Below are 19,726 nucleotides of genomic sequence, written 5' to 3'. Positions count from 1 at the left end.
TTATAGTTTCTTCCATTCTTCTAACGCCTCTAAGTACCAACGATAGCTCAGCTTGAACTCTTCATCGGTCACATCCGGCGGCCACAACGCGCGCGGAATCAGCCCCGTGAACTTTGCCGCTCCTGTATGCGCATAAATATAAGAGGCGACTTGGGTCGACATATCTCTCGTCAAAAAGCCTGTCACGAACTTTCCGTCCTTGCTTTCGAATATGATGTCGAGTCGGCGTCCTTCCATCTCGTCGAGGATCAACTGATTGTATCGTCGATGCGCCTCGTCTTTATGTTTGTACACCATCCCACGTCGTGCGTTATCGTCTCGTTCCCAGCGATGGTCCTTTTTTTCCTTTTCCGTAAAGATTTTATCAATCATACGCGGGTCATCAATCGTTAAGCAACAAAAGATATGGTCATACGACAACTGATCATCGTTCACCAAGTCCATGATGTCTGCTTTTGGGATGACGCGTGCCTTGTAACGGATCATCACTCTCCGGACGACCTCCTCCTTCTCAAAGACGAGCCACTGCTTTCTCCGTTCGAACTTCTCATGTAACAGCTTATAGTTCATCTGATTCACCTCATGATTCAGCATACCAAAAAACGACGCCCGAGTGATTCGGACGCCGTCTGTGTTAGTTCCCGTATTTTTTAAACAGTTGATAGTTCTTGTTCCCACCTGACAAGTTGTAAACGTCGGTGAAACCGAGGTTGCGGAGCACGTTTTGAGCCGCGTTCCCCGTCACCCCGCCGTTGCAATAGACGACGGTCGGCTTGTCTTTTTCCATGTCCTTGGCGGCATCACGCAAGTTACCGAGCGGGATGTTGACCGCACAGTCGACACATGCTTTTTCGAACTGCGAAGCTTTACGCGTATCGATAATCTGCATGTCTTCACCCGCATCGATCCGCTTCTGCAGCTCGGCCGGCGTGATGAGTCGCGCCGATTGATCCATACTGTTCGCGAGCACCATGCCCGTGTACATGACCGGGTCTTTCGTCGTCGAGAACGGTGGCGCATAAGCGAGATCGAGATGGAACAAATCATCGACTTTCGCCTTGAACGTAATCGCCGTGACGAACACGTCGATGCGTTTGTCGACACCTTCGAACCCGACGATTTGAACGCCGAGCAATTGGCGTGTCGCCCGGTCACCGATCGCTTTAATCGTCATGTCTTTCCCGCCCATATAGGCCGGCTTATCCGGTTTCGTGTTATGGAGCACTTCGATGTCGTATCCGAGTTCGCGTGCCTCACGTTCCGATAGACCGGTCTGCGCGACCGCTTGGCCGAACACTTTGAAGATGCCCGTCCCGAGGATGCCTCGGTGTTCGAGGTCGCCGCCCGTGATGAGGTCACCGAGAGCGCGCCCCATCTTGTTCGCCGTCGAACCGAGCGGACGCCAAATCGGTTTACCCGTGACGAGCGAGAAGCTTTCGGCGACGTCGCCGGCCGCATAGACGTTCTTCACGTTCGTCTCCATGCGCTCGTTGATGGCGATCGCACCCGTCTCCCCGATCGTCACCCCGATCGACTTGGCGAGTTCTGTGTTCGGACGGACGCCGACCGACAGGATGACGAGGTCGGTGTCGATCGTCTTGCCGCTCTCTGTGACGACGCGTTCGACGTGACCGTCACCGATGAGTTCCGTCACCGTCTCACCGAGCATGAGCTCGATGCCGTTCTTCTCGAGGTGATCTTCGACCCGGCACGCCATGTCTTTGTCGAGCGGCGGCATCACTTGTGGGAAACGCTCGATGATCGTCACATCGATGCCGCGCAATTTGAGCTGCTCGGCCATCTCGAGGCCGATGAAGCCGGCGCCGATGATCGTCGCGTGCTTCGGATTCGTTGCGTCGACAAAGTTGCGCGTCGCTTCCGCGTTCTGGATGTTGCGAATCGGGAACACGTTGTCCGAGTCGACACCCGGGATCGGCGGGATGATGCTCGAGGCGCCTGTTGCGAGGACAAGGCGGTCATAGCTGTCCGTGAACGATTCGCCTGTCTCGAGGTTCTCGACCGTGATCGTCTGTGCGTCGGCATCGATCGCCGTCACGTTATGTCGTGTCATGACGTCAAGTTGATAGCGCTTCTTGAAGAACGCCGCGTCACGAGGCGTCAAATCGTCGCGTGACTCGACTTCGCCGCCGACGTAATACGGGATGCCGCAACCTGAGTACGAGATATCGTAATCGCGATCGTAAATCGTAATCTGTGCGTCTTCATTGTTACGACGTGCTTTTGCCGCGACCGACGTACCGGCGGCGACTGAACCGATGATGACCAATTTCATAAAAAACACTCCTTAATAAAGTAGTAGGCTGATATATAGTCCGAGCAACGTGATGGCGAGCGTCGGGATCGTCAAGATGATGCCGACTTTAAAGTATTGACCCCAACCGATTTTAAGCCCTTTCGTACGGAGCACATGGAGCCATAACAACGTCGCGAGCGACCCGATCGGTGTGATCTTCGGACCGAGGTCGGAACCGATGACATTCGCATAGATGAGCGCTTCTCGAATCTGACCGGTCGTATTCGTCAAATCGATGGCGAGCGCGTCAATCATGACGGTCGGCATATTGTTCATGACCGATGACAAGATGGCGGCCAAGAAGCCCATCCCGAACGTGGCGCTGAAGGCGTTCACGGCGAACCAGTCGATAAAGTTGGCGAGCACTTGCGTCAGTCCCGCGTTTTGCAGACCGTAGACGACGATATACATCCCGAGCGAGAAGAAGACAATCGCCCATGGCGCCCCGCGTAGGACGGACCGGGTCGGCACGGCCGGTGAACGGTTCGCCATGATGAGGAAGAACAACGAGATGACGCCTGCGACGAGCGAGACCGGGATGCCGATGATGTCACTCGTGAAGTATCCGATGACGAGAAGTGCGAGCACGACCCACGACAAACGGAACATTTTATGGTCTTTGATGACCGAGGCCGGCTCGACGAGTTTCGATAAATCGTATTGCTTCGGAATGTCCTTTTTGAAATACAAATACAAGACGAGCAAACTTCCGGCCACGGCGAATACGTTGACGAACACCATCCGCGCCGCATATTCGGCGAAACCGATGCCGAAGAAGTCGGCCGAGACGATGTTGACAAGGTTCGAGACGACGAACGGCAGACTCGCCGTATCGGCGATGAACCCGGACGCCATGACATATGCCAACACGACCGCATCCGGTAGTTTGAGCGCCCGCACCATCGCGAGCACGATTGGTGTCAAGATGAGCGCCGCTCCGTCATTGGCGAACAACGCCGCGACGAGCGCACCGAGCAACGTGATATAGACGAACAGCTTGACGCCGCCGCCTTTGGCGATGCGGGCCATATGTAAGGCAGCCCATTCAAAAAAACCGATCTCGTCCAAGATGAGCGAGATGATGATGATGGCGATAAATGTGAACGTCGCGTTCCAAATGATGCCCCAGACAGTACCGACGTCGTCCAAATTGACGACCCCGGTGAGTAAGGCGATGACCGCCATCCCCATCGCCGAGTAACCGATGCCGAGGCCTTTCGGTTGCTTGATGATGAGGAAGAGCGTCACCAAAAAGATAATACTAGCAATCCACTGCACAATGAGTTCCTCCAATATACCTCTATTTGTTTAGCAAGTCTGTTGTAAGCCGCGCAGCACGAGGCTGACGCCGTCTTCTGTCGACTCGACGTCGAGCGTGACGTTCTCCGCCATCGCTTCGGCATCTTTCGCGACGGCGAACGTGAGGCCGTCGAAGTCTTTCACGTCATCCGTCGTTTCCGGAGCCGCGACGACGAGACCGAGCGTCGGGCCACAGCACCCAGCTTCGGTACAGATGCGGACCGATTTCGTCGCTTCCTCAGCCAGTGCCGCTTTCATAAAGTCAATCGCTTCATTCGTGATGTTCATGTAACTTCCTCCTTGAGTAGTTGTGACAGTGCCGGGTAACCGACCGGCAGTTGTTCTTGCCAGGCGAGTAACGTCGGGCGCGGATAGGCGCTCACACGCTCGAGCCAAGGCGCCTCGCTCGCGACTTTCGCCGTCAGCAACTTGCTCGTCACGTCGAGCGGTGTGAACGATTGGTTGACGACCCGGGCGAACGGTTGAATCTCAGCCCGTTCTAAGTCAGCGACGAGCCGCTCGGCTTCATACACTGGTGTCGCTTCAGGCAACGTCGTGATGACGACGTGTGTCTGTTTCGGGTCGCGCAGTTTCGGCAACAGCTCGCGGACCGCTTCCGGGACGACCCCGGTCGACCGTTCGAGTTCGCGGTGATAGCTCTCGGTCGCATCCAAGAGGAGAAGCGTGTGACCCGTCGGCGCCGTATCGATGACGACGAAGCGGTCTTTCGCTTTCGCCACTTGATCGGCGAAGGCGCGGAAGACGGCGATCTCTTCGGTGCACGGCGAACGCAAGTCCTCTTCGAGCATCATGCGCTGCTCGTCGTTCATTTCCCCCGCTTCCCGGAACACATCCATCCGGTACTTCTCAATCTCAATTTTAGGGTCGATCGCATCGACGGTGAACGTATCCGGGACGTCCAACCCGATCGTAAAGGCGACATGCGCGGCCGGGTCCGTCGTCGTCAAATGGACGGCGTGCCCGCGCTCACTGAGCGCGACGGCGACGAGCGAGGCGAGCGTCGTCTTGCCGACCCCGCCTTTCCCCATCGTCATGATGACGTTCGGTCCGTCCATCTCGATTTCGTCGACGAGACGATCGATGGATCCGTAACGACTCGTGTCATAACGTGTATTCGGGACGGCGACCGTCTCCCTGTTCACCCAGCGTCGGAGCGCCGGGACACCGACGAGATTCTCGTACGCATATGGCAACGTGAACGTCTCGAGGTCGGCGATGCCTTTCGGCAGTTCGTGGAGCGCTTGTTGTTGACGCTCGATGAACCGTTTCGTATAGCGGTCCGTCCCTTCTTTGACTGCGACGATGCCGTTGATGACGAGTTGCATCTGTTCGATCCCGATCGCGTGAAGTTCGGTCGCGGCTCGCGCCGCCTCGACGAGCGTCGACGTCTCGGGACGGGCGACGAGCAACAGCGTCGTTTCCTCGCCATCGGTGAGCGTCTCGACGGCCCGTTTATACTGCAGTTGCTTGTCAGCCAAACCAGCGAGCGGACCGAGGCAAGACGCACCAGTCGTGTTCGTCTCTAAAAATTCATCCCACGCGCTCGGCAACGTCAACAACCGTAACGTGTGACCGGTCGGCGCCGTGTCAAAGATGACGTGATCGTACGTCTCACGTGCCGATTCGGACGTCAATAGCTCGGTGAACTGGTCGAACGCCGCGATCTCGACCGTACAAGCGCCGGACAGTTGCTCTTCCATCGACTGGATGGCTACGTCCGGCAACACACCGCGATATGGTCCGACCATGCGTTCCATGTATTGTTGCGCCGCCTCTTCCGGGTCGAAGTTCGCGATGGCGAGACCTGTATCCGGGACGAGGCGCGGTGTCTCGTCAAGTTCCATCTCGAACACGTCTTGAAGGTTGCTCGCCGGGTCGGTCGAGACGAGCAAGACACGTTTTCCACGGTCAGCGAGCGTCAAGGCGAGACTCGACGCCGTCGACGTTTTGCCGACACCGCCTTTCCCGGTCAAAAATACGTAACGGGTCGGCTCGATTGTCGTGTAGTCAAAGCGATTCATAATGACGCGCCTCCTTATTTTTTGAGCGTGATGCGCACTTTCGGTTTCTCGCCGTCTTGCGTGGCGAACGCCTCGACCGGGAGTTCTGTCAATCGGGCGATCTCCTCGTTCGTCATATAGGCACCTCGTTTGACGATTTCACCGTCGACGACGGTGAGTGGAAGCGTCTCGAGCCCGTTCGCGATTTCAGCTTGGACGTGGGCGTTCTCGACGAACCGGTTCGGCTCGGAGGCAAGGTTATAGCGGGCCACATCAAAGCCGCGTTGTTTCAATACGTAATGGATGGTCGCGATCCGCGTCAGTTCGGGATCGATCGACGGACCACACAATCCGGTTGGGCAGCACATGGCTGGTTCGAACACTTCAAGTTTCATCGTTGACTCCTCCTCAAATCGCACACTCAGCGTCACAGTCACAACTCGCATCGACCGTCTCGATGTTGTCGAGCAACTCGACGACGATCGCATAGAACGGGCTCGTCTCATTCAACCGATAGTGAATCCACTGCTTGTCGCGGCGTTCTAACAATAGCCCCGCTTGGCGCATCATCTTCAAATGACGGCTGATGGCCGGCTGCGAGATGTCGAAACAGTCGACAAAACTGCAGGCGCACTGCTCTCCTGCCTGCATTTGCTTGAGCATCGTCAAGCGGGTCGGGTCGGCGAGCACTTTGAGCACTTTACTTAAATCATCTACCGTATGCATCGTCATTCTCCTTCTCTGTATAACAAATCCGTTATATAACCTTTACGTTATGAAATTACCATAGTTTTTCATTCGAGGCAATTGTCATTTCAGAAAAAGTTCGGTATGATGAAACACGTTGTGAAACCATGTGTCGGTCGAACGACTTCTTTCATATAATGCGGCGTTTGATCTTCGTGAGACTCGGAGATCAAAGTCAAAAATATATAGAGAGGTGTGTTCTTTTGGAAAAATTGAATACGATTAAACAAGATTGGCTCGGCAACGTCCGGGCTGACGTCCTAGCTGGCTTCGTCGTCGCGCTCGCACTCATCCCTGAGGCGATCGCGTTCTCACTCATCGCGGGAGTCAACCCGATGGTCGGACTGTATGCCTCATTCATCATCGCCATGGTCATCTCGATCGCGGGCGGTCGTCCGGCCATGATTTCGGCCGCGACCGGTGCGATGGCCCTCGTCATCGTCTCGCTCGTCGCGGACCACGGACTCGAGTACTTGCTTGCAGCCGGGATGTTGGCCGGAGTGTTCCAAATCGCGCTCGGCTATTTCGGCATCGCCCGATTGATGAAATTCATCCCGCGCGCCGTCATGGTGGGCTTCGTCAATGCGCTCGCGATTTTGATTTTCCAAGCGCAATTGTCGAACTTTGAAGGCGAGAGCTGGATCATCTGGGCGCTCGTCACCGGTTCACTCGCCATCATCTTCTTATTCCCACGTATCACGAAAATGATCCCGGCCCCGCTCGTCGCCATCGTCGTCATGACGGTGCTCGCCATCACGCTCGGTCTCGATACGAAAAACATCGGTGATATGGGAACGATCTCAGCAACGCTACCGGAATTTTTATTCCCGAACGTCCCGTTGACGTTTGACACGTTGATGATCATCCTTCCTTACTCGATCTCCCTCGCCTTCGTCGGATTGATTGAATCGCTGTTGACGGCACAAATCGTCGATGACATGACAGGTACGGACTCGAACAAAAATCGTGAGTCGCGCGGTCAAGGGATCGCCAACATCATCGCTGGTTTCTTCGGCGGGATGCCAGGTTGTGCGATGATTGGCCAATCGGTCATCAACGTATCGTCTGGTGCTCGCGGCCGTCTGTCGACGTTCGTCGCCGGACTCGCGTTATTCATCATGATCATGACGATGAGCGATGTATTGATGCTCATCCCGGTCGGCGCTCTCGTCGGTGTCATGTTCTTCGTCTCGTATGCGACGTTTGACTGGGGCTCGCTCAAAGCGATGCGTACCGCTCAAAAATCGGATACGGTCGTCATGCTCGTGACGGTGCTCGTCACGGTCGTCACCCACGATTTGTCACTCGGTGTATTCGCTGGGATTTTGACGGCAGCGATTCTCTTCGCCGCAAAAATCTCGAAAGTCGAACTCGATCGCAGTGTAGACGCCGATCGTGCCCGTTACATCGTGAACGGTCAGCTCTTCTTCGCCTCGACGTCTGAGTTCGTCAATCAGTTCGATGTGACCGAAGACGCCGAAGCCGGTGTCAAACACGTCACGATCGACTTCTCGAACACCCATCTTTGGGACGACTCGGCCATCGGTGCCATCGATAAAGTCTTCTTCAAGTATCGCGAAGTCGGGATCGAGCCGGAACTATTGAACTTGAACAAAGATTCAGAGAAACTGCTCAATACGCTCGCGCTTCACTTGAAACAACAAGAAGCAAACGCTGGCCATTGATTTGGTCTCTACGGGAGTGGACATTCGCGTTCACTCCCATTTTTTTATCCATGGCTCTATAAAATCGCATATACTAAAAATAGATTGTGTGAAAGAGGAGGACGTTTCAATGGGAAAGGTATTTTTAGCGGCAGACGGGTCTGCCCACTCGAAGCGGGCGCTTGAGAAAGCGATCCAGCTTGCCAAAGCATCAGACGCATCGATCGACATCGTCCATGTCGTCAGCGCCAAAGAATCGAAAGAAGCCGCGCTCAACTCGACCGGAAAACTCGATCTCGAAGCGAAGCGAAAATTGATGTTACAACCGCTCTTCGATCAAATCGTTGCAGCCGGGCTCGAATATGAATATATCGAACTTCGCGGCGAACCGGACGTCGAGCTCGTCAAATACGCGAACCATCAGCCGTACGAGTACGTCGTCGTCGGTTCACGCGGACTGAACACGTTCCAAGAGTTCGTGCTTGGCAGCGTCAGCCATAAGCTTGCCAAACGCGCTCTCGCCCCGGTCATCATCGTCAAATGATGGTCACCCTTTCTCAGCCGAGAAAGGGCTTTTTTTCTGTTCCATACAGGAAATAAGTACTAGGTGTGGAATGGGATAGTGAACTCAATTTATGAAGGAGGAACATACTTGGATATTGCCAATGACTCAAATTTATTGCTCATTTTATTGCCGCTCCTCATCCTACAACTCATCTTGCTCGTCGTCGCCTTGATTGATTTACTGAAGCGACAAGAGACGAACGGACCGAAATGGGTGTGGCTTCTCGTCATCCTGTTCATCAACATCCTCGGGCCAATCGTCTACTTCCTATGGGGACGGACGAAGCGATGAACGTCACCCAACTGACGAAACGATTCGGCACGTTCACCGCGCTCGACGACGTCAGCTTCTCGCTCCGACCGGGTTGCACGTCGCTCCTCGGTGAGAACGGGGCCGGAAAGACGACATTGCTCAACATGATTGCCCGCGTGACGACACCGACGTCGGGTCAAATCGTCGGCCACGACGCCATTCGTATCGGTTATTTGCCGCAGCGGCCAGCGCTCTATCCATCGCTCACCCCGGTCGAGACGATCCGTTATGCGGCCGAATTGACCGGGGTAACGGGTGTCGATCCGGTCCATCTGCTGAAACGGGTCGGACTCGAGCCCGTCGATCGGCCAGCAGCGCACTTGTCCGGTGGCATGCGGCAACGGCTCGGCATCGCTCAGGCACTGGTACATGACCCGGAGTTGTTACTGCTCGATGAGCCCGTGTCGGCGCTCGACCCGCGCGGCCGCCGGGAAGTGCTCGACCTCTTAAGCGACTTGAAGCGGGAGCGGATGATTCTCTATTCGACGCACGTGCTCCCCGACGCCGAGGAAGCGAGCGACTGGGTGCTCCTGCTCCGGCAAGGGCGCCTGCTCATGGAAGGGACCGTGACCGATTTGCTCGGTTCGAAGTCCTCGATCCAAGTCCGTCTGTTCAACGACGTCTTGACGGAAGAGGAATGGCGGACGCTCCCCGGTGTCAGTCACGTCACCCGCTCCGGGACGACGTGGGAACTGGAGACGGATGCGAAAGACGTGACGGAACGGGCGTTGCTCCAACTGCTCCTCGAACGTGGTCTCCGGCTCCAATCGCTCCACGTCGGACACCCATCGCTCGAGTCACTCTTCTTGGAGGTGAACGCCTGATGAAACTGGCCATCTTCAAACAAGAGTGGAAAGAGTCATGGCGCAATAAGCGGGTGATTTGGGTACCGATCGCCTTGATGCTGCTTGCGGCGATGCAGCCGCTCACGCTCTACTTCCTCCCGGACATCTTGGCCTCAGGCGGCAATTTGCCGGACGGTGCGGTCATCGAGATCCCGACCCCGTCACCGGAAGAAGTACTCATGTCGGCGAGCGAACAGTTGCGGCAAATCGGACTGCTCGTCGTCCTCTTGTCCGCCATGCATACGTTCAGCCACGAACGGTCGCTCGGCACGCTCGCCTGGCTCAAATCACTGAAAATCCCAGCCACGCGGATCGTCCTCAGCAAATGGGGACATTATTCGCTACTCGCCGTGATCGCGATCGGACTTGCCCAACTGAGTGCCGCCTACTACACGATCGTCTTGTTCGATTCGTTCGATGTCACCGATTTTTTGCTCGCGACCGGACTGCTCATGCTCCATTTCGTCGTCCAGCTGTCGATTTTCTTCATGCTTGCGTCGTTGCTCGAGAGCGGACTCGTCGCCCTCGTCATCACGCTCGCTCTCCACTTCATCATGTCGCTCCTCCTCGGTTGGCTCGAATGGGATTGGATGCCATGGCGGCTCGGCTCGTTATCGGCCGAAGTGCTCATGGGCGAGAACTTACTCGTTTGGCCGATTGTCAGCGGCATCTTGTTGATCGCCGCCACGTTGTTCATCGCCTCGAGACGGTTGTTGTTCATCAGCCGTTCGTCTTGAGTTGCAAGCATCATGTGAAAGCCATCGGAAAATTCCGATGGCTTTTTAGGTACAATGAATCAAATTAAGAAATATAATTTCCTATTTATGTTACATATCATTGAATTAAAAATACAAAATGGTACACTTTCGAGTAAGTAGTGAAGCGCTTACATTTTAGAGGAGGAACTGTTATGAAGAAATGGATTGGCGGTCTCGCCGCCCTCACGCTCGTCACGTCATCAGTCGTATTGCTCGATGCCGATGCCAAGTCTGTCCCGAAAAAGCCGAAAGTCGAGCTCGGGGTCGACCGGTTGATGGACAATCCTGAAATCTTGGCGGGTAAACGAGTCGGACTGATCACGAATCCGACCGGGGTCGATGCCAACATGACGAGCATCGTCGACTTGTTCCACAACTCCGATGATTTCGAACTGACGGCACTGTACGGACCGGAGCACGGCGTCCGCGGTGATACACAAGCCGGATCGACGATCAGTTCGTACATCGATGAAGTGACAGGTCTTCCGGTGTATAGCCTGTACGGTGCGACGAAGAAACCGACGGCCGAGATGCTGAAAGACGTCGATGTGCTCGTCTTTGATATTCAAGACGTCGGCACCCGCTTCTACACGTACATCTATACGATGGCGTATGCGATGGAAGCCGCGGCCGAGAATGACATCCCGTTCGTCGTCCTCGACCGGCCGAACCCGCAAGGCGGGCTCCGCGTCGAAGGACCGGTGCTCGACCCGGCCTATTCGAGCTTCATCGGCCTCTATCCGATTCCACTCAAGCACGGCATGACCGTCGGTGAGCTGGCACGCTTGTTCAACAAAGAATATCAGCTTCAGGCCGACCTCGAAGTCGTCAAGATGAAGGGCTGGAAGCGCTCGATGCTGTATGAAGATACGGGACTCCCGTTCGTCATGCCGTCCCCGAATATGCCGACGACGGATACGGTCAACGTCTATCCAGCGACCGGTCTGTTCGAAGGAACGAACTTGTCGGAAGGACGTGGCACGACGAAGCCGTTCCAGTTGATTGGTGCCCCTTACGTGAAGGCGCATGACTACGCCAAGACGTTGAACGGACTCGAGCTTCCGGGCGTCACGTTCCGCGCTGCCTCGTTCACGCCGACGTTCTCGAAGAACGCGGGCAAACTGTCGCACGGCGTCGAAGTGTATGTCACCGAGCCGTCGAAGTTTGAAGCGGTCAAGACCGGCATCGCCATGGTCAAGACGGCACACGACCTGTATCCGGACGAGTTCGAGTTCCTCGCCAACGACTTCATCACGAAGCTGACCGGGAACGCCTACGTGAAAGACATGATCCTCGCCGGTGAGTCGCTCGAGGCGATCATGGACAAAGTCGACGCCGAGCGCGATGCGTTCTTGCCGATTCGAAAAGAGTATTTGTTGTACAAATGACAACCAGGCAGGCTCAATGGAGTCTGCCTTTTTTTGTAATCAAACGGTAATACCCATCATCGCCCTACTCAATATATTATATGGTTATATAATCGAAAAAGGAGCTTCCCATTTTGAAAAAACCTGCCTCAGTCTTGCTCGCTGCCGCCTTGGCGACCGCGTTCACATTTACCCCGCCGACCACTCCGCTCACCGTCAATCCGACGACGGTCGAGGCGTCTTATCGTGAGACGGCCGTCAATACGAAAGGTTCCGTCACGGGGATCAGTCAACTCAACGTCCGGAAAACACCATCAAGCTCAGCGACAAGTTTAGGTAAACTTGTTCGCAATGGCACGATGATGGTCCGGACATCGTTCACGACGAACGGGGCCCGATGGTACAAAATCCAATGGGGCACGGGCTACGCATACGTTCCGGCCGCATACGTCAAGCTATCGACAGCCGAAGTCGCGTTCACGAAGACAACGTACGTCGCCCCGTCGAGCGTCTACTTGAAGTCACGTCCGCTCACGACCTCGCCGAACGTCGTTTTCCTGCGCCAAGGGATGAAGCTTGAGACAATCTCGTATCGATACACGGGCACGATACGTTGGTACAAAGTGCGCGTCGGGACGAAGACGGGTTATATCTTAGCGAAGCACATCACGTTTAGAGCACCGGCGAGCGGCGTCTTGGGTGAGACGAATGAAGAGCGCCAGGCGGCCGGTTTGTCAGCGCTCTCCGCGTCGAGCGAGGCGAACCGCGTCGCCCAGGTCCGGGCCGACGAGATGGCACGGACGGGACAGTTCTCCCACCAGCTCCGTGAGAACGGAAGCCCAGGGAATACGCTCGACGCCTATAACGTCAGCTATCGCGGTTGGGGTGAGAACATCTACATGGGATCGAGCGACCCCACGCAAGCCGTGAACGCCTGGATGAACTCGACAGGTCATCGCGCCAACATCTTGAACGGAAACTTCACACACCTCGGTGTCGGCGCCGCCAAGAACGCACAAGGGTCGACGATTCACGTCCAAGTCTTTTTGACGAAATGAAAAACCGGGAAGTCGCATTGATCGCGACTTCCCGGTTTTTTTAGCGGCGTTCGTCTTTCAGGCTTTCAAGGTTTTGTTGGGCCTGGCCCGTCTTCTCTTTGGCCGTCCCTTTCACTTGGTCTTTTTGTCCTTCACGTTTGAGCGATTGATTGTCCGACGCTTTGCCGACCGCTTCTTTCGCTTTGCCTGCCGCCTTATCAATTAAGCCATCGACTTTTTTGTTAAGTCCGTCTTTCATGTGAATCTCCTCCTCGTGATATCATGTCTAATTCATGTACCACTCTGAGAAAAACTCAAACATAGTGCTCTTTGACGAGCACCCGGAAACGCGGTCGGACGGTCAGCTCGATCGTCGTCACCGTGCGGTTACGATCCTCGTTCATGACGATCAATAGCTCGCCGTGGTCGCGCCGATCCTCGAGCACCTCGACTTTCCCGACCGTGCGGAGGAGCTGATAATACAGCAACTCCCCCGTCGCGTCTTTCACGTTCACCTCGAACTCGTGATAACTTGGTGAGATTTTGAAGTAGAACGACTCTGCCCCGTTCGAGAAACGGAACACCGACTCGTCGTAATAAAACGGGAGTGTCGTGTCCATCCGTTTCGGCTCGACCGTACAAAACAACGCCCACGCCATCTCGTCCGGAAATTTTTCGCTCGACTCTTCTTTGTTGAACTGCCACTTTTTCATCGCGATCCCTCACTTCGACTTCCATTAATTGTCTGAATAATTAGACTATTATATTTCATTCGGCAACGGGTTCGGAAGTTCCTGCAAACGGGAACAAAACCTTGTACGCTATTTCACGTTCTGGAGTTGAAAGGAGTTGCGTCCACGTGTCCATCATCGCCCTCGATCACGTCACGAAACGGTTCGGTGAGACGATTGCCTTGAATGATTTTTCACTTCACGTCGAGGCCGGCGAACTGTTCGGTCTGCTCGGACCGAACGGGGCCGGCAAGACGACCGCCATCTCGGTCATGCTCAACCTATATCCGGCCGACAGCGGTTTAATCAAAATCTTCGACCACTCGATGCCGAAGGACGAACTGACGATTAAACGGCGCGTCGGCATCGTCCCGCAGCACGTCTCCGTGTACGATCAGCTGACCGTCTTTGAAAACATCCAATTTTTCGCTGAGCTATATGGCTTCAAGCCGTCTGAAGCGAAACAAAAGACCGAGGCTGCCCTCGACTTCGTCGAACTCACCGCGCACCAAAAGAAACGTCCGCCGGAACTGTCCGGGGGGCTCCTTCGTCGTCTCAACATCGCCTGCGGCATCGTGCACGAGCCCGAACTCATCTTCATGGATGAACCGACCGTCGCCATCGATCCACAGTCGCGCAACACCATCCTCGAGAACATCCGCGAGTTGAATCGACGCGGGGCGACGATCATCTACACGTCCCACTACATGGAAGAAGTCGAGATGCTCTGCGACCGCGTCGCCATCGTCGATGAAGGACGGATTATCGCCGAAGGGACACAAGACGAACTGAAAGACCAAGTCATGACACTCGAGACGGCCCGCATCAAAGTCGACGCTCTCACCCCTGGCCTCCTCGAACGTCTCGAATCGCTCGAGCGAGTGAAGAAAGTCGATTACGAGGAACCGTTCCTCGAAGTGTCACTCGAGAAAGACACCCCGCTCGCCCCGCTCCTTGACGTGCTCCATGACGAACGGGTCCGTTTCACCTCGATCACCGTCGACCGTCCGTCCTTGAATACCGTCTTTCTGGCTCTGACCGGCAAGACACTTAGGGAGTGAGTCCGATGAAACTATGGACGTTCATCAAATACGATGTCAAACAGCAACTGCGTGATCGCTCGACCATCTTTTGGATGCTCATCTTCCCAATCATTCTCATCTTCGGACTCGGCACGATGTTGTCGGCCATCTTCAACAGCAACTTCTCGCTCCCGGTCACGGACGTCGCCTACGTCGAACAGTCGACCGACGACTATCGAGTACCGCTCGAGACGTTCCTCGCCGACGATGATATAAAAGAGTTTATCCGTCTCGTCCCGTATGACAGTATGGCCTTGGCCGAGACCGGCGTGAATGACGGTGATGCCGACGTCATTCTCCACTTGGACGGTCCTGACGTGCGCTTACTGTACGAGGAACCGTCGACGATCGAGTTCGATGTGCTCGAGGCCGTGCTCCGGCAATATACGGACGTCGCCAATCAGCAAATCACACTCGCTGAGACGGGTGTCTCCGCCCCGTTTACGCCTGAGTCGTTCATCGACAGTGAGAGCGTCGACTTGTCGGGTCGGACCCCGACGTCACTCGAATATTTCACCGTCACGATTTCCATCATGACAGCGCTGTTCGGTGCGTTCTACATCACGGGCATGCTCAGTGAGGAGCAACCGATGACGGGGAGCTATCTTCGGATCCAAGCCGCTCCCGTCAAACGAATCGAATATCGCCTGGCCCGCAGCTTGAGCCGATACACGCTCATCTTCCTGCAACTTGTGCTCGTGTTTTGGTTCAGTCACTTCGTGTATCGCAGCTTCTCGCTCGACTACGTTCACTTCAGTCTATTGTTCCTATCTTGGCTCGCCCTCGCTTTATACGGTACGGCGTTTGGTTTCTTCATCTCAAGCTTACCCCGTATCTCGCGCGCGACGAAAGACGCGATTGTCAACGGGTTCGTGGCCATCATCATGATTCTCTCTGGCGGCTATGTCCCTGGTTTCGACCAAGTGACGCTGAGCTTCGTGCCGTGGGCTAAGTACGTCTTCATGCCGATTTTCATGCGGGAAGGGATGCTTCAGGTGCTCTTGCGCGGCGGAGACACGTCCGTGTTTTGGCAAAGTCTCGGTTGGCTCGCCATCCATCTGTTCGTCTTTGCCGGGATCAGCCTGCTGCTATGGAAAGGGGTGAACCGCCGTGGTGCTATTTAGACATGTCGCCAAGCGTATGCTTCGGAAAAAAGGGCTATGGGTGTTCACGTTCGTCTCCGTGTTCGGGTTCGCCCTCATCCTGTCTTTCCTCAGTTCGACGTCCGCCTTGAACGCCTCGATTGGCATTCTCGACCGCGACGGCGGAACACTCGCCGGTCGCGTGATTGAAGAAGCGGGACGGTTCGGAGCGGTGACACCGCTTGAGACGGATGAGACCGACGAGGCGTTGCTCCAAGGACAGGACGTCGTCTTAGTGATTCCGGACGGATTCAGTGAGGCGCTCTTGAATGGTGAGACGCCGCGATTATCGTTCAGTGCGACCGAAGGGAGTGACGCCGCGTTGATCGAACAAGCGCTCAATTCACACTTGTCCCGTGAGCGACAACTATTGATCGCAAGTGAGTTTGACGAGGAACGGTTCACCGAACTCGCCGAACGTGAGACGGAAAACGGCTATACCCTCTCGAGTGAGCCGTTCCAACAGAGCGTGGCGACGACGGCGCGGACGCAGGCGTTCCTCGGCCTCTTGTCGTTCGTCATGATGTCGGCGTTCCTTCAGTTCATTCCGTTGTTCGTCGCCGACGACCGGGACGAGAAGATTTATTCACGCCTATTTGCGGCCCCGGTCACGCCCCGGCGTTACATCGGTTCGCTGTTCGTGTCGTTTTGCGCGGTCGGGCTGCTCTACGTGCTCATGTTGCTCGCCTTCAGCGCTGTCCTCTATCGACAGGACATACTCGCGCACCTACCTGTCCTCACGCTGTTGTTTATCGTCTATTTATTCGTCTGTCTCGCCATCGGTTCGCTCATCGCCATCCTGGCGACGAACCGGGAGAAAGCGAACATTTGGCAGACGTCCGTCACGATGGCCGCTGCCATCACCGGCGGCGCCTTCATCAGTCTGACGTGGCTGCCTGATACGCTCCAGGTCGTCGGACGCTTCTTGCCGACGTACTGGTTCAATTACGGGGTCGCCCAAATGTACGAGGACCATTTCCCACTCCAATCCGTCCTCATCATGCTCGGGATGGCGCTCGCTGTCTTTCTCCTCAGCGCCTGGGCGTTGAAGAAACGGCCGCTCACATAAAAAGGAGAGCCATCGCGGGCTCTCCTTTTTATGTGAGTCGATTAACGTTGCAACGTCGGCACGACTTTCTTGAAGAACACCTCGACGAGTCCCGGGTCGAACTGCCGGCCCGCTTCTTCTGCGATGACCGCGAGCGCTTCGTCGAGCGTCTTCGCTTTCCGATACGGGCGTCCCGTCATCATGACGTCGAACGTGTCCGCAATCGAGATGATGCGTGACGCGAGCGGGATCTGCTTTCCGCTGATCCCTTTCGGATAACCGTTCCCGTCCCATCGTTCATGGTGGGCGAGCACGATTTCGGACAGCGGTCCATACTCCGGCACCGTGCTCAAGATGTTGTAGCTCACTTCGGGATGACGTTTGATTTCACGCCATTCGGACTCGGTCAACGTGCCCGGCTTGTCTAAAATCTCATTGCTGATTGCAACCTTGCCGATATCATGCAGCGTCGCCGCCGTGACGAGTTCGTTCACATCGGCACTCGTGAACCCCATCGCCTGTCCGAGTTGCCGCGACAGCTCGGCGACGCGTTGCGAATGTGCTTCTTCGCGCGGGATTTTCTCGTAGAGCGTTCGCATGATGAGCTGAATCGAATGATGGCGTCGGCTTTGTTTCTCCGACACTTTATGGTGATACATCCGGTCCTCGGCCAAATTGAACACTTCCGCGATGGAGAGCGCGTCATCGTCCTTCACCGCTTCTCCGAACGATGCCGAAATCGGCAGCCCTTCGATCGATTTGGCGAGGAACAGTTGGCTCAGGCGATCGGACAATCGGTTCGCCTCTTCAAGTGACGTATTCGGCATGATGATGACAAACTCATCCCCACCGATTCGAGCGACCGTATCCTTCCCTCGAATCTCACGTTTGAGCGTCATCGTCGCCTCAATCAACAAGCGATCCCCGACGAGATGACCGAACGCGTCGTTCGTCAGCTTCAACCCGTTGACGTCGACGACGATTAAGGCGAGCGGATAATAGTCCGGCTCATCGTACGTGATGAGCGCCTCATCGAAGTAACGGCGATTCTTCACCCCGGTCAATTGGTCGTGATAACTCAAATACTCGATTTCCATCTCATATTTCTTCTTCTCGGTCACGTCACCGATATAGCCGTGCCAAAGGACGTGCCCTTCATCGAGCTTCTCTGGACGCGACGATCCCAAGATCCACGTCGTCCGACCGTCGGGCGTCAGGACGCGAAACTCCGCATCCCAAATCGTCAAGTTCTCGTACGACGTCTCGATGCTTGCCATCACGTTCGGATAATCTTCAGGGTGAATTTTCGAGAATACGAGACCCGGGTCTTGTTTCATCTCCTCGAACGTGATACCGGTCAGCACCTCGAACCCCCGGCTAAAGAATGGGAAGTGGAAGCTGCCGTCCGGGCGCCGCTCGAACTGATAGATGGCACCGGGCACTTGATCGGACAGCTTCGTGAGCAATCGGTCCCGCTCGGCGAGTTCTTCCTCGAGCAGGACGCGTTCCGTCACGTCTTTGGCGACTGCGTAAATATAGTTGCCTTGGACTTTTGAATGCCACTCGATTGATCGATAGTCTCCATCCATGGTCCGGTATCGGTTGACGAAACGGAAGATGTCTTGGCCAGCTTCGAGCAAGGCGAACGCTTCATTCGTCTTCTCGACGTCATCCGGATGGATCAGGCTCGTGAAGTCCATGTTCTCGAGTTCTTCGAGCGGAAATCCGAGCACACGCTCCCACGCCACGTTCAAATGGAAAATCTCATGATTGGTCAGGGACATGATGCACTCCAAGTCGACGGTCGCGAACCCTTCGAACATCGACTCTTTCGCATCCCCGATTTGCCGGTCCGCTTTCGTCATCTGCTCGAGGATGTGCACGATATACAATTCGACGAGCCCAAGGCGGCTCGCCTCTTTATTTCCTTGCATGACAATCGTCAAATCCCCGTAAAAGACACCGTCCTTCTCGATTTTAAACAAGACGACTTGGCCAAGGTTAAAAATCCGTAAAATATTTTTGATCAGTCGTTTCGGCAACACCCCGTCGACGAGCGGTAAAATGTCGTCGAACACGATTGGGCTCGGTGCCTCGAGTAACTTGGACCGTTTCGGGCTCATCGGCCATTTGCGGCCGACCGGATGGAAGCCTAGCACATCGAGGCTGCGCTCGAGCAGTTCATCAATGCCCGAGAGCGCCACGGTCGAGTACGTCTGTCCATCATCATCGACTAAATTGAGCGTCACGGCCTTGGCACCGGTGAACCCTCGAATCTGGTCGAGGAAATGTTGGTTCATCAACAATTCTCGTCCGGTCGTCACGAAGCGGTGCGACACGTTGACGAGTTGTTTCAGCGCATTGTTCTCTTGGACGTGCGGTGTGATGTCGTGGAACAGCGTCGACACATGACCCGGACGCTCGCTAAAGACAGACAGTTCATACCAGGCCTTGTTGCGACGTGAGAAATGTTCGAACGTGATGGCTTCGCCACTGCTGACAGCACGCGCGACTTGGACGATCCATTCCCGTTCGCTGTATTCAAAATCTTTCAACTTGTCGGTGATCCGTCCACCGAGAAAATGTTCGCGCTTTGCTTTCATGATGCGCTCGAACGCTTCGTTCACTTCATGAAACTCGTAATCGACGGGCTCCCCCGCCTCATCGTAGAGCACTTTAAACTCGACGTAGCCTTGGGGCATATGGCGCAACAAGGATTGAAATTTGGTCTGGTCTAAGTCTGCCACGTCGGTCCCTCCTCCGTTCAATTCTACTTTTCAGTTTACCTCATTTC

At 55.3% G+C, this 19,726-nt stretch carries 20 protein-coding genes; 10 read left to right on the top strand and 10 right to left on the bottom strand.

All coding sequences use genetic code 11. The annotated features are described in order from the left end of the window. The 7 genes from KNP75_RS02915 to KNP75_RS02885 all read right to left on the bottom strand — a co-directional run bounded on the left by KNP75_RS02915 (window position 1) and on the right by KNP75_RS02885 (window position 6,360). Window positions 1–570, bottom strand: a complete 570-nt coding sequence (locus KNP75_RS02915) for a hypothetical protein (RefSeq protein WP_215189803.1) — start codon at window positions 568–570, stop codon at window positions 1–3. A gap of 64 nt (window positions 571–634) precedes the next feature. Then, entirely contained in the window at window positions 635–2,293 is a 1,659-nt protein-coding gene (locus tag KNP75_RS02910; protein WP_215189802.1) for an FAD-dependent oxidoreductase, read from the bottom strand. 12 nt (window positions 2,294–2,305) lie between these two features. After that, window positions 2,306–3,592, bottom strand: coding sequence for an arsenic transporter (locus KNP75_RS02905; protein ID WP_215189801.1), 1,287 nt, complete (start codon window positions 3,590–3,592; stop codon window positions 2,306–2,308). Between the two features lie 30 nt (window positions 3,593–3,622). Continuing rightward, entirely contained in the window at window positions 3,623–3,901 is a 279-nt protein-coding gene (locus KNP75_RS02900; protein WP_058764334.1) for a Fe-S cluster assembly protein HesB, read from the bottom strand. After that, the gene (arsA, locus tag KNP75_RS02895; protein ID WP_215189800.1) at window positions 3,898–5,655 is read right to left on the bottom strand and encodes an arsenical pump-driving ATPase; all 1,758 of its coding nucleotides are present in this window, start codon (window positions 5,653–5,655) and stop codon (window positions 3,898–3,900) included. The genes KNP75_RS02900 and arsA overlap by 4 nt, the downstream gene beginning before the upstream one ends. A gap of 14 nt (window positions 5,656–5,669) precedes the next feature. Then, a complete protein-coding gene (gene arsD, locus KNP75_RS02890) occupies window positions 5,670–6,029 on the bottom strand; it encodes an arsenite efflux transporter metallochaperone ArsD (protein ID WP_215189799.1) in 360 nt (119 codons plus the stop codon). Between the two features lie 13 nt (window positions 6,030–6,042). Next, window positions 6,043–6,360 (bottom strand): ArsR/SmtB family transcription factor, encoded by a 318-nt coding sequence (locus KNP75_RS02885; protein ID WP_052090154.1) that lies wholly within the window; start codon window positions 6,358–6,360, stop codon window positions 6,043–6,045. A 224-nt stretch (window positions 6,361–6,584) separates the two neighbouring features. Between KNP75_RS02885 and KNP75_RS02880 the strand changes: the two genes are divergently transcribed. From KNP75_RS02880 to KNP75_RS02850, 7 genes are all read left to right on the top strand, one after another. Next, the gene (locus KNP75_RS02880; RefSeq protein WP_215189798.1) at window positions 6,585–8,066 is read left to right on the top strand and encodes a SulP family inorganic anion transporter; all 1,482 of its coding nucleotides are present in this window, start codon (window positions 6,585–6,587) and stop codon (window positions 8,064–8,066) included. A 109-nt stretch (window positions 8,067–8,175) separates the two neighbouring features. Then, window positions 8,176–8,589, top strand: coding sequence for a universal stress protein (locus KNP75_RS02875; protein ID WP_034778808.1), 414 nt, complete (start codon window positions 8,176–8,178; stop codon window positions 8,587–8,589). 108 nt (window positions 8,590–8,697) lie between these two features. Continuing rightward, complete coding sequence (locus KNP75_RS02870) at window positions 8,698–8,901, top strand: PLD nuclease N-terminal domain-containing protein (protein WP_082665716.1); 204 nt, start codon at window positions 8,698–8,700, stop codon at window positions 8,899–8,901. Further along, complete coding sequence (locus KNP75_RS02865; RefSeq protein WP_215189797.1) at window positions 8,898–9,746, top strand: ABC transporter ATP-binding protein; 849 nt, start codon at window positions 8,898–8,900, stop codon at window positions 9,744–9,746. The genes KNP75_RS02870 and KNP75_RS02865 overlap by 4 nt, the downstream gene beginning before the upstream one ends. Beyond that, window positions 9,746–10,504: an ABC transporter permease gene (locus KNP75_RS02860; protein WP_215189796.1), complete on the top strand. Its 759-nt coding sequence runs from the start codon at window positions 9,746–9,748 to the stop codon at window positions 10,502–10,504. Before KNP75_RS02865 ends, KNP75_RS02860 begins: the two co-directional genes overlap by 1 nt. Before the next feature lie 173 nt (window positions 10,505–10,677). Beyond that, window positions 10,678–11,913, top strand: coding sequence for an exo-beta-N-acetylmuramidase NamZ family protein (locus KNP75_RS02855; protein ID WP_215189795.1), 1,236 nt, complete (start codon window positions 10,678–10,680; stop codon window positions 11,911–11,913). Window positions 11,914–12,026: 113 nt separating this feature from the next. Next, window positions 12,027–12,950 carry a CAP domain-containing protein gene (locus KNP75_RS02850; RefSeq protein ID WP_215189794.1) on the top strand — a complete coding sequence of 308 codons (924 nt, stop codon included), beginning with the start codon at window positions 12,027–12,029 and terminating at the stop codon, window positions 12,948–12,950. A gap of 40 nt (window positions 12,951–12,990) precedes the next feature. Here KNP75_RS02850 and KNP75_RS02845 read toward each other — a convergent pair whose 3' ends face one another. After that, on the bottom strand, window positions 12,991–13,188 hold the full coding sequence (locus KNP75_RS02845) for a CsbD family protein (RefSeq protein ID WP_034778818.1): 198 nt from the start codon (window positions 13,186–13,188) through the stop codon (window positions 12,991–12,993). Window positions 13,189–13,243: 55 nt separating this feature from the next. Continuing rightward, window positions 13,244–13,642: a hypothetical protein gene (locus tag KNP75_RS02840; protein WP_058764353.1), complete on the bottom strand. Its 399-nt coding sequence runs from the start codon at window positions 13,640–13,642 to the stop codon at window positions 13,244–13,246. A gap of 146 nt (window positions 13,643–13,788) precedes the next feature. On the opposite strand from KNP75_RS02840, the gene KNP75_RS02835 reads away from it, so the two are divergent. From KNP75_RS02835 to KNP75_RS02825, 3 genes are read left to right on the top strand one after another with little or no spacing between them, the layout of a single operon-like run. Then, entirely contained in the window at window positions 13,789–14,721 is a 933-nt protein-coding gene (locus KNP75_RS02835) for an ABC transporter ATP-binding protein (RefSeq protein ID WP_215189793.1), read from the top strand. A gap of 5 nt (window positions 14,722–14,726) precedes the next feature. Further along, window positions 14,727–15,866 carry an ABC transporter permease gene (locus KNP75_RS02830; RefSeq protein WP_251128178.1) on the top strand — a complete coding sequence of 380 codons (1,140 nt, stop codon included), beginning with the start codon at window positions 14,727–14,729 and terminating at the stop codon, window positions 15,864–15,866. Beyond that, window positions 15,853–16,953: an ABC transporter permease gene (locus KNP75_RS02825; protein ID WP_215189791.1), complete on the top strand. Its 1,101-nt coding sequence runs from the start codon at window positions 15,853–15,855 to the stop codon at window positions 16,951–16,953. Before KNP75_RS02830 ends, KNP75_RS02825 begins: the two co-directional genes overlap by 14 nt. Before the next feature lie 41 nt (window positions 16,954–16,994). Here KNP75_RS02825 and KNP75_RS02820 read toward each other — a convergent pair whose 3' ends face one another. After that, a complete protein-coding gene (locus KNP75_RS02820; protein ID WP_353049017.1) occupies window positions 16,995–19,679 on the bottom strand; it encodes an HD domain-containing phosphohydrolase in 2,685 nt (894 codons plus the stop codon). Window positions 19,680–19,726: the final 47 nt, after the last annotated feature.

The organism is Exiguobacterium sp. s6 (genome assembly GCF_018618155.1).
Classification (GTDB): Bacteria; Bacillota; Bacilli; order Exiguobacteriales; family Exiguobacteriaceae; genus Exiguobacterium; species Exiguobacterium mexicanum_A.
Note: the sequence above shows the minus strand (reverse complement) of the source record. Positions and strands in the feature narration are given on the sequence as shown.

Coding starts and splice junctions, on each gene's coding strand:
- arsA (WP_215189800.1), bottom strand. CDS start 5,655: ATGAATCGCTTTGACTACACGACAATCGAGCCGACCCGTTACGTATTT.
- KNP75_RS02845 (WP_034778818.1), bottom strand. CDS start 13,188: ATGAAAGACGGACTTAACAAAAAAGTCGATGGCTTAATTGATAAGGCG.
- KNP75_RS02915 (WP_215189803.1), bottom strand. CDS start 570: ATGAACTATAAGCTGTTACATGAGAAGTTCGAACGGAGAAAGCAGTGG.
- KNP75_RS02860 (WP_215189796.1), top strand. CDS start 9,746: ATGAAACTGGCCATCTTCAAACAAGAGTGGAAAGAGTCATGGCGCAAT.
- KNP75_RS02910 (WP_215189802.1), bottom strand. CDS start 2,293: ATGAAATTGGTCATCATCGGTTCAGTCGCCGCCGGTACGTCGGTCGCG.
- KNP75_RS02865 (WP_215189797.1), top strand. CDS start 8,898: ATGAACGTCACCCAACTGACGAAACGATTCGGCACGTTCACCGCGCTC.
- KNP75_RS02840 (WP_058764353.1), bottom strand. CDS start 13,642: ATGAAAAAGTGGCAGTTCAACAAAGAAGAGTCGAGCGAAAAATTTCCG.
- KNP75_RS02885 (WP_052090154.1), bottom strand. CDS start 6,360: ATGCATACGGTAGATGATTTAAGTAAAGTGCTCAAAGTGCTCGCCGAC.
- KNP75_RS02875 (WP_034778808.1), top strand. CDS start 8,176: ATGGGAAAGGTATTTTTAGCGGCAGACGGGTCTGCCCACTCGAAGCGG.
- arsD (WP_215189799.1), bottom strand. CDS start 6,029: ATGAAACTTGAAGTGTTCGAACCAGCCATGTGCTGCCCAACCGGATTG.
- KNP75_RS02830 (WP_251128178.1), top strand. CDS start 14,727: ATGAAACTATGGACGTTCATCAAATACGATGTCAAACAGCAACTGCGT.
- KNP75_RS02900 (WP_058764334.1), bottom strand. CDS start 3,901: ATGAACATCACGAATGAAGCGATTGACTTTATGAAAGCGGCACTGGCT.
- KNP75_RS02855 (WP_215189795.1), top strand. CDS start 10,678: ATGAAGAAATGGATTGGCGGTCTCGCCGCCCTCACGCTCGTCACGTCA.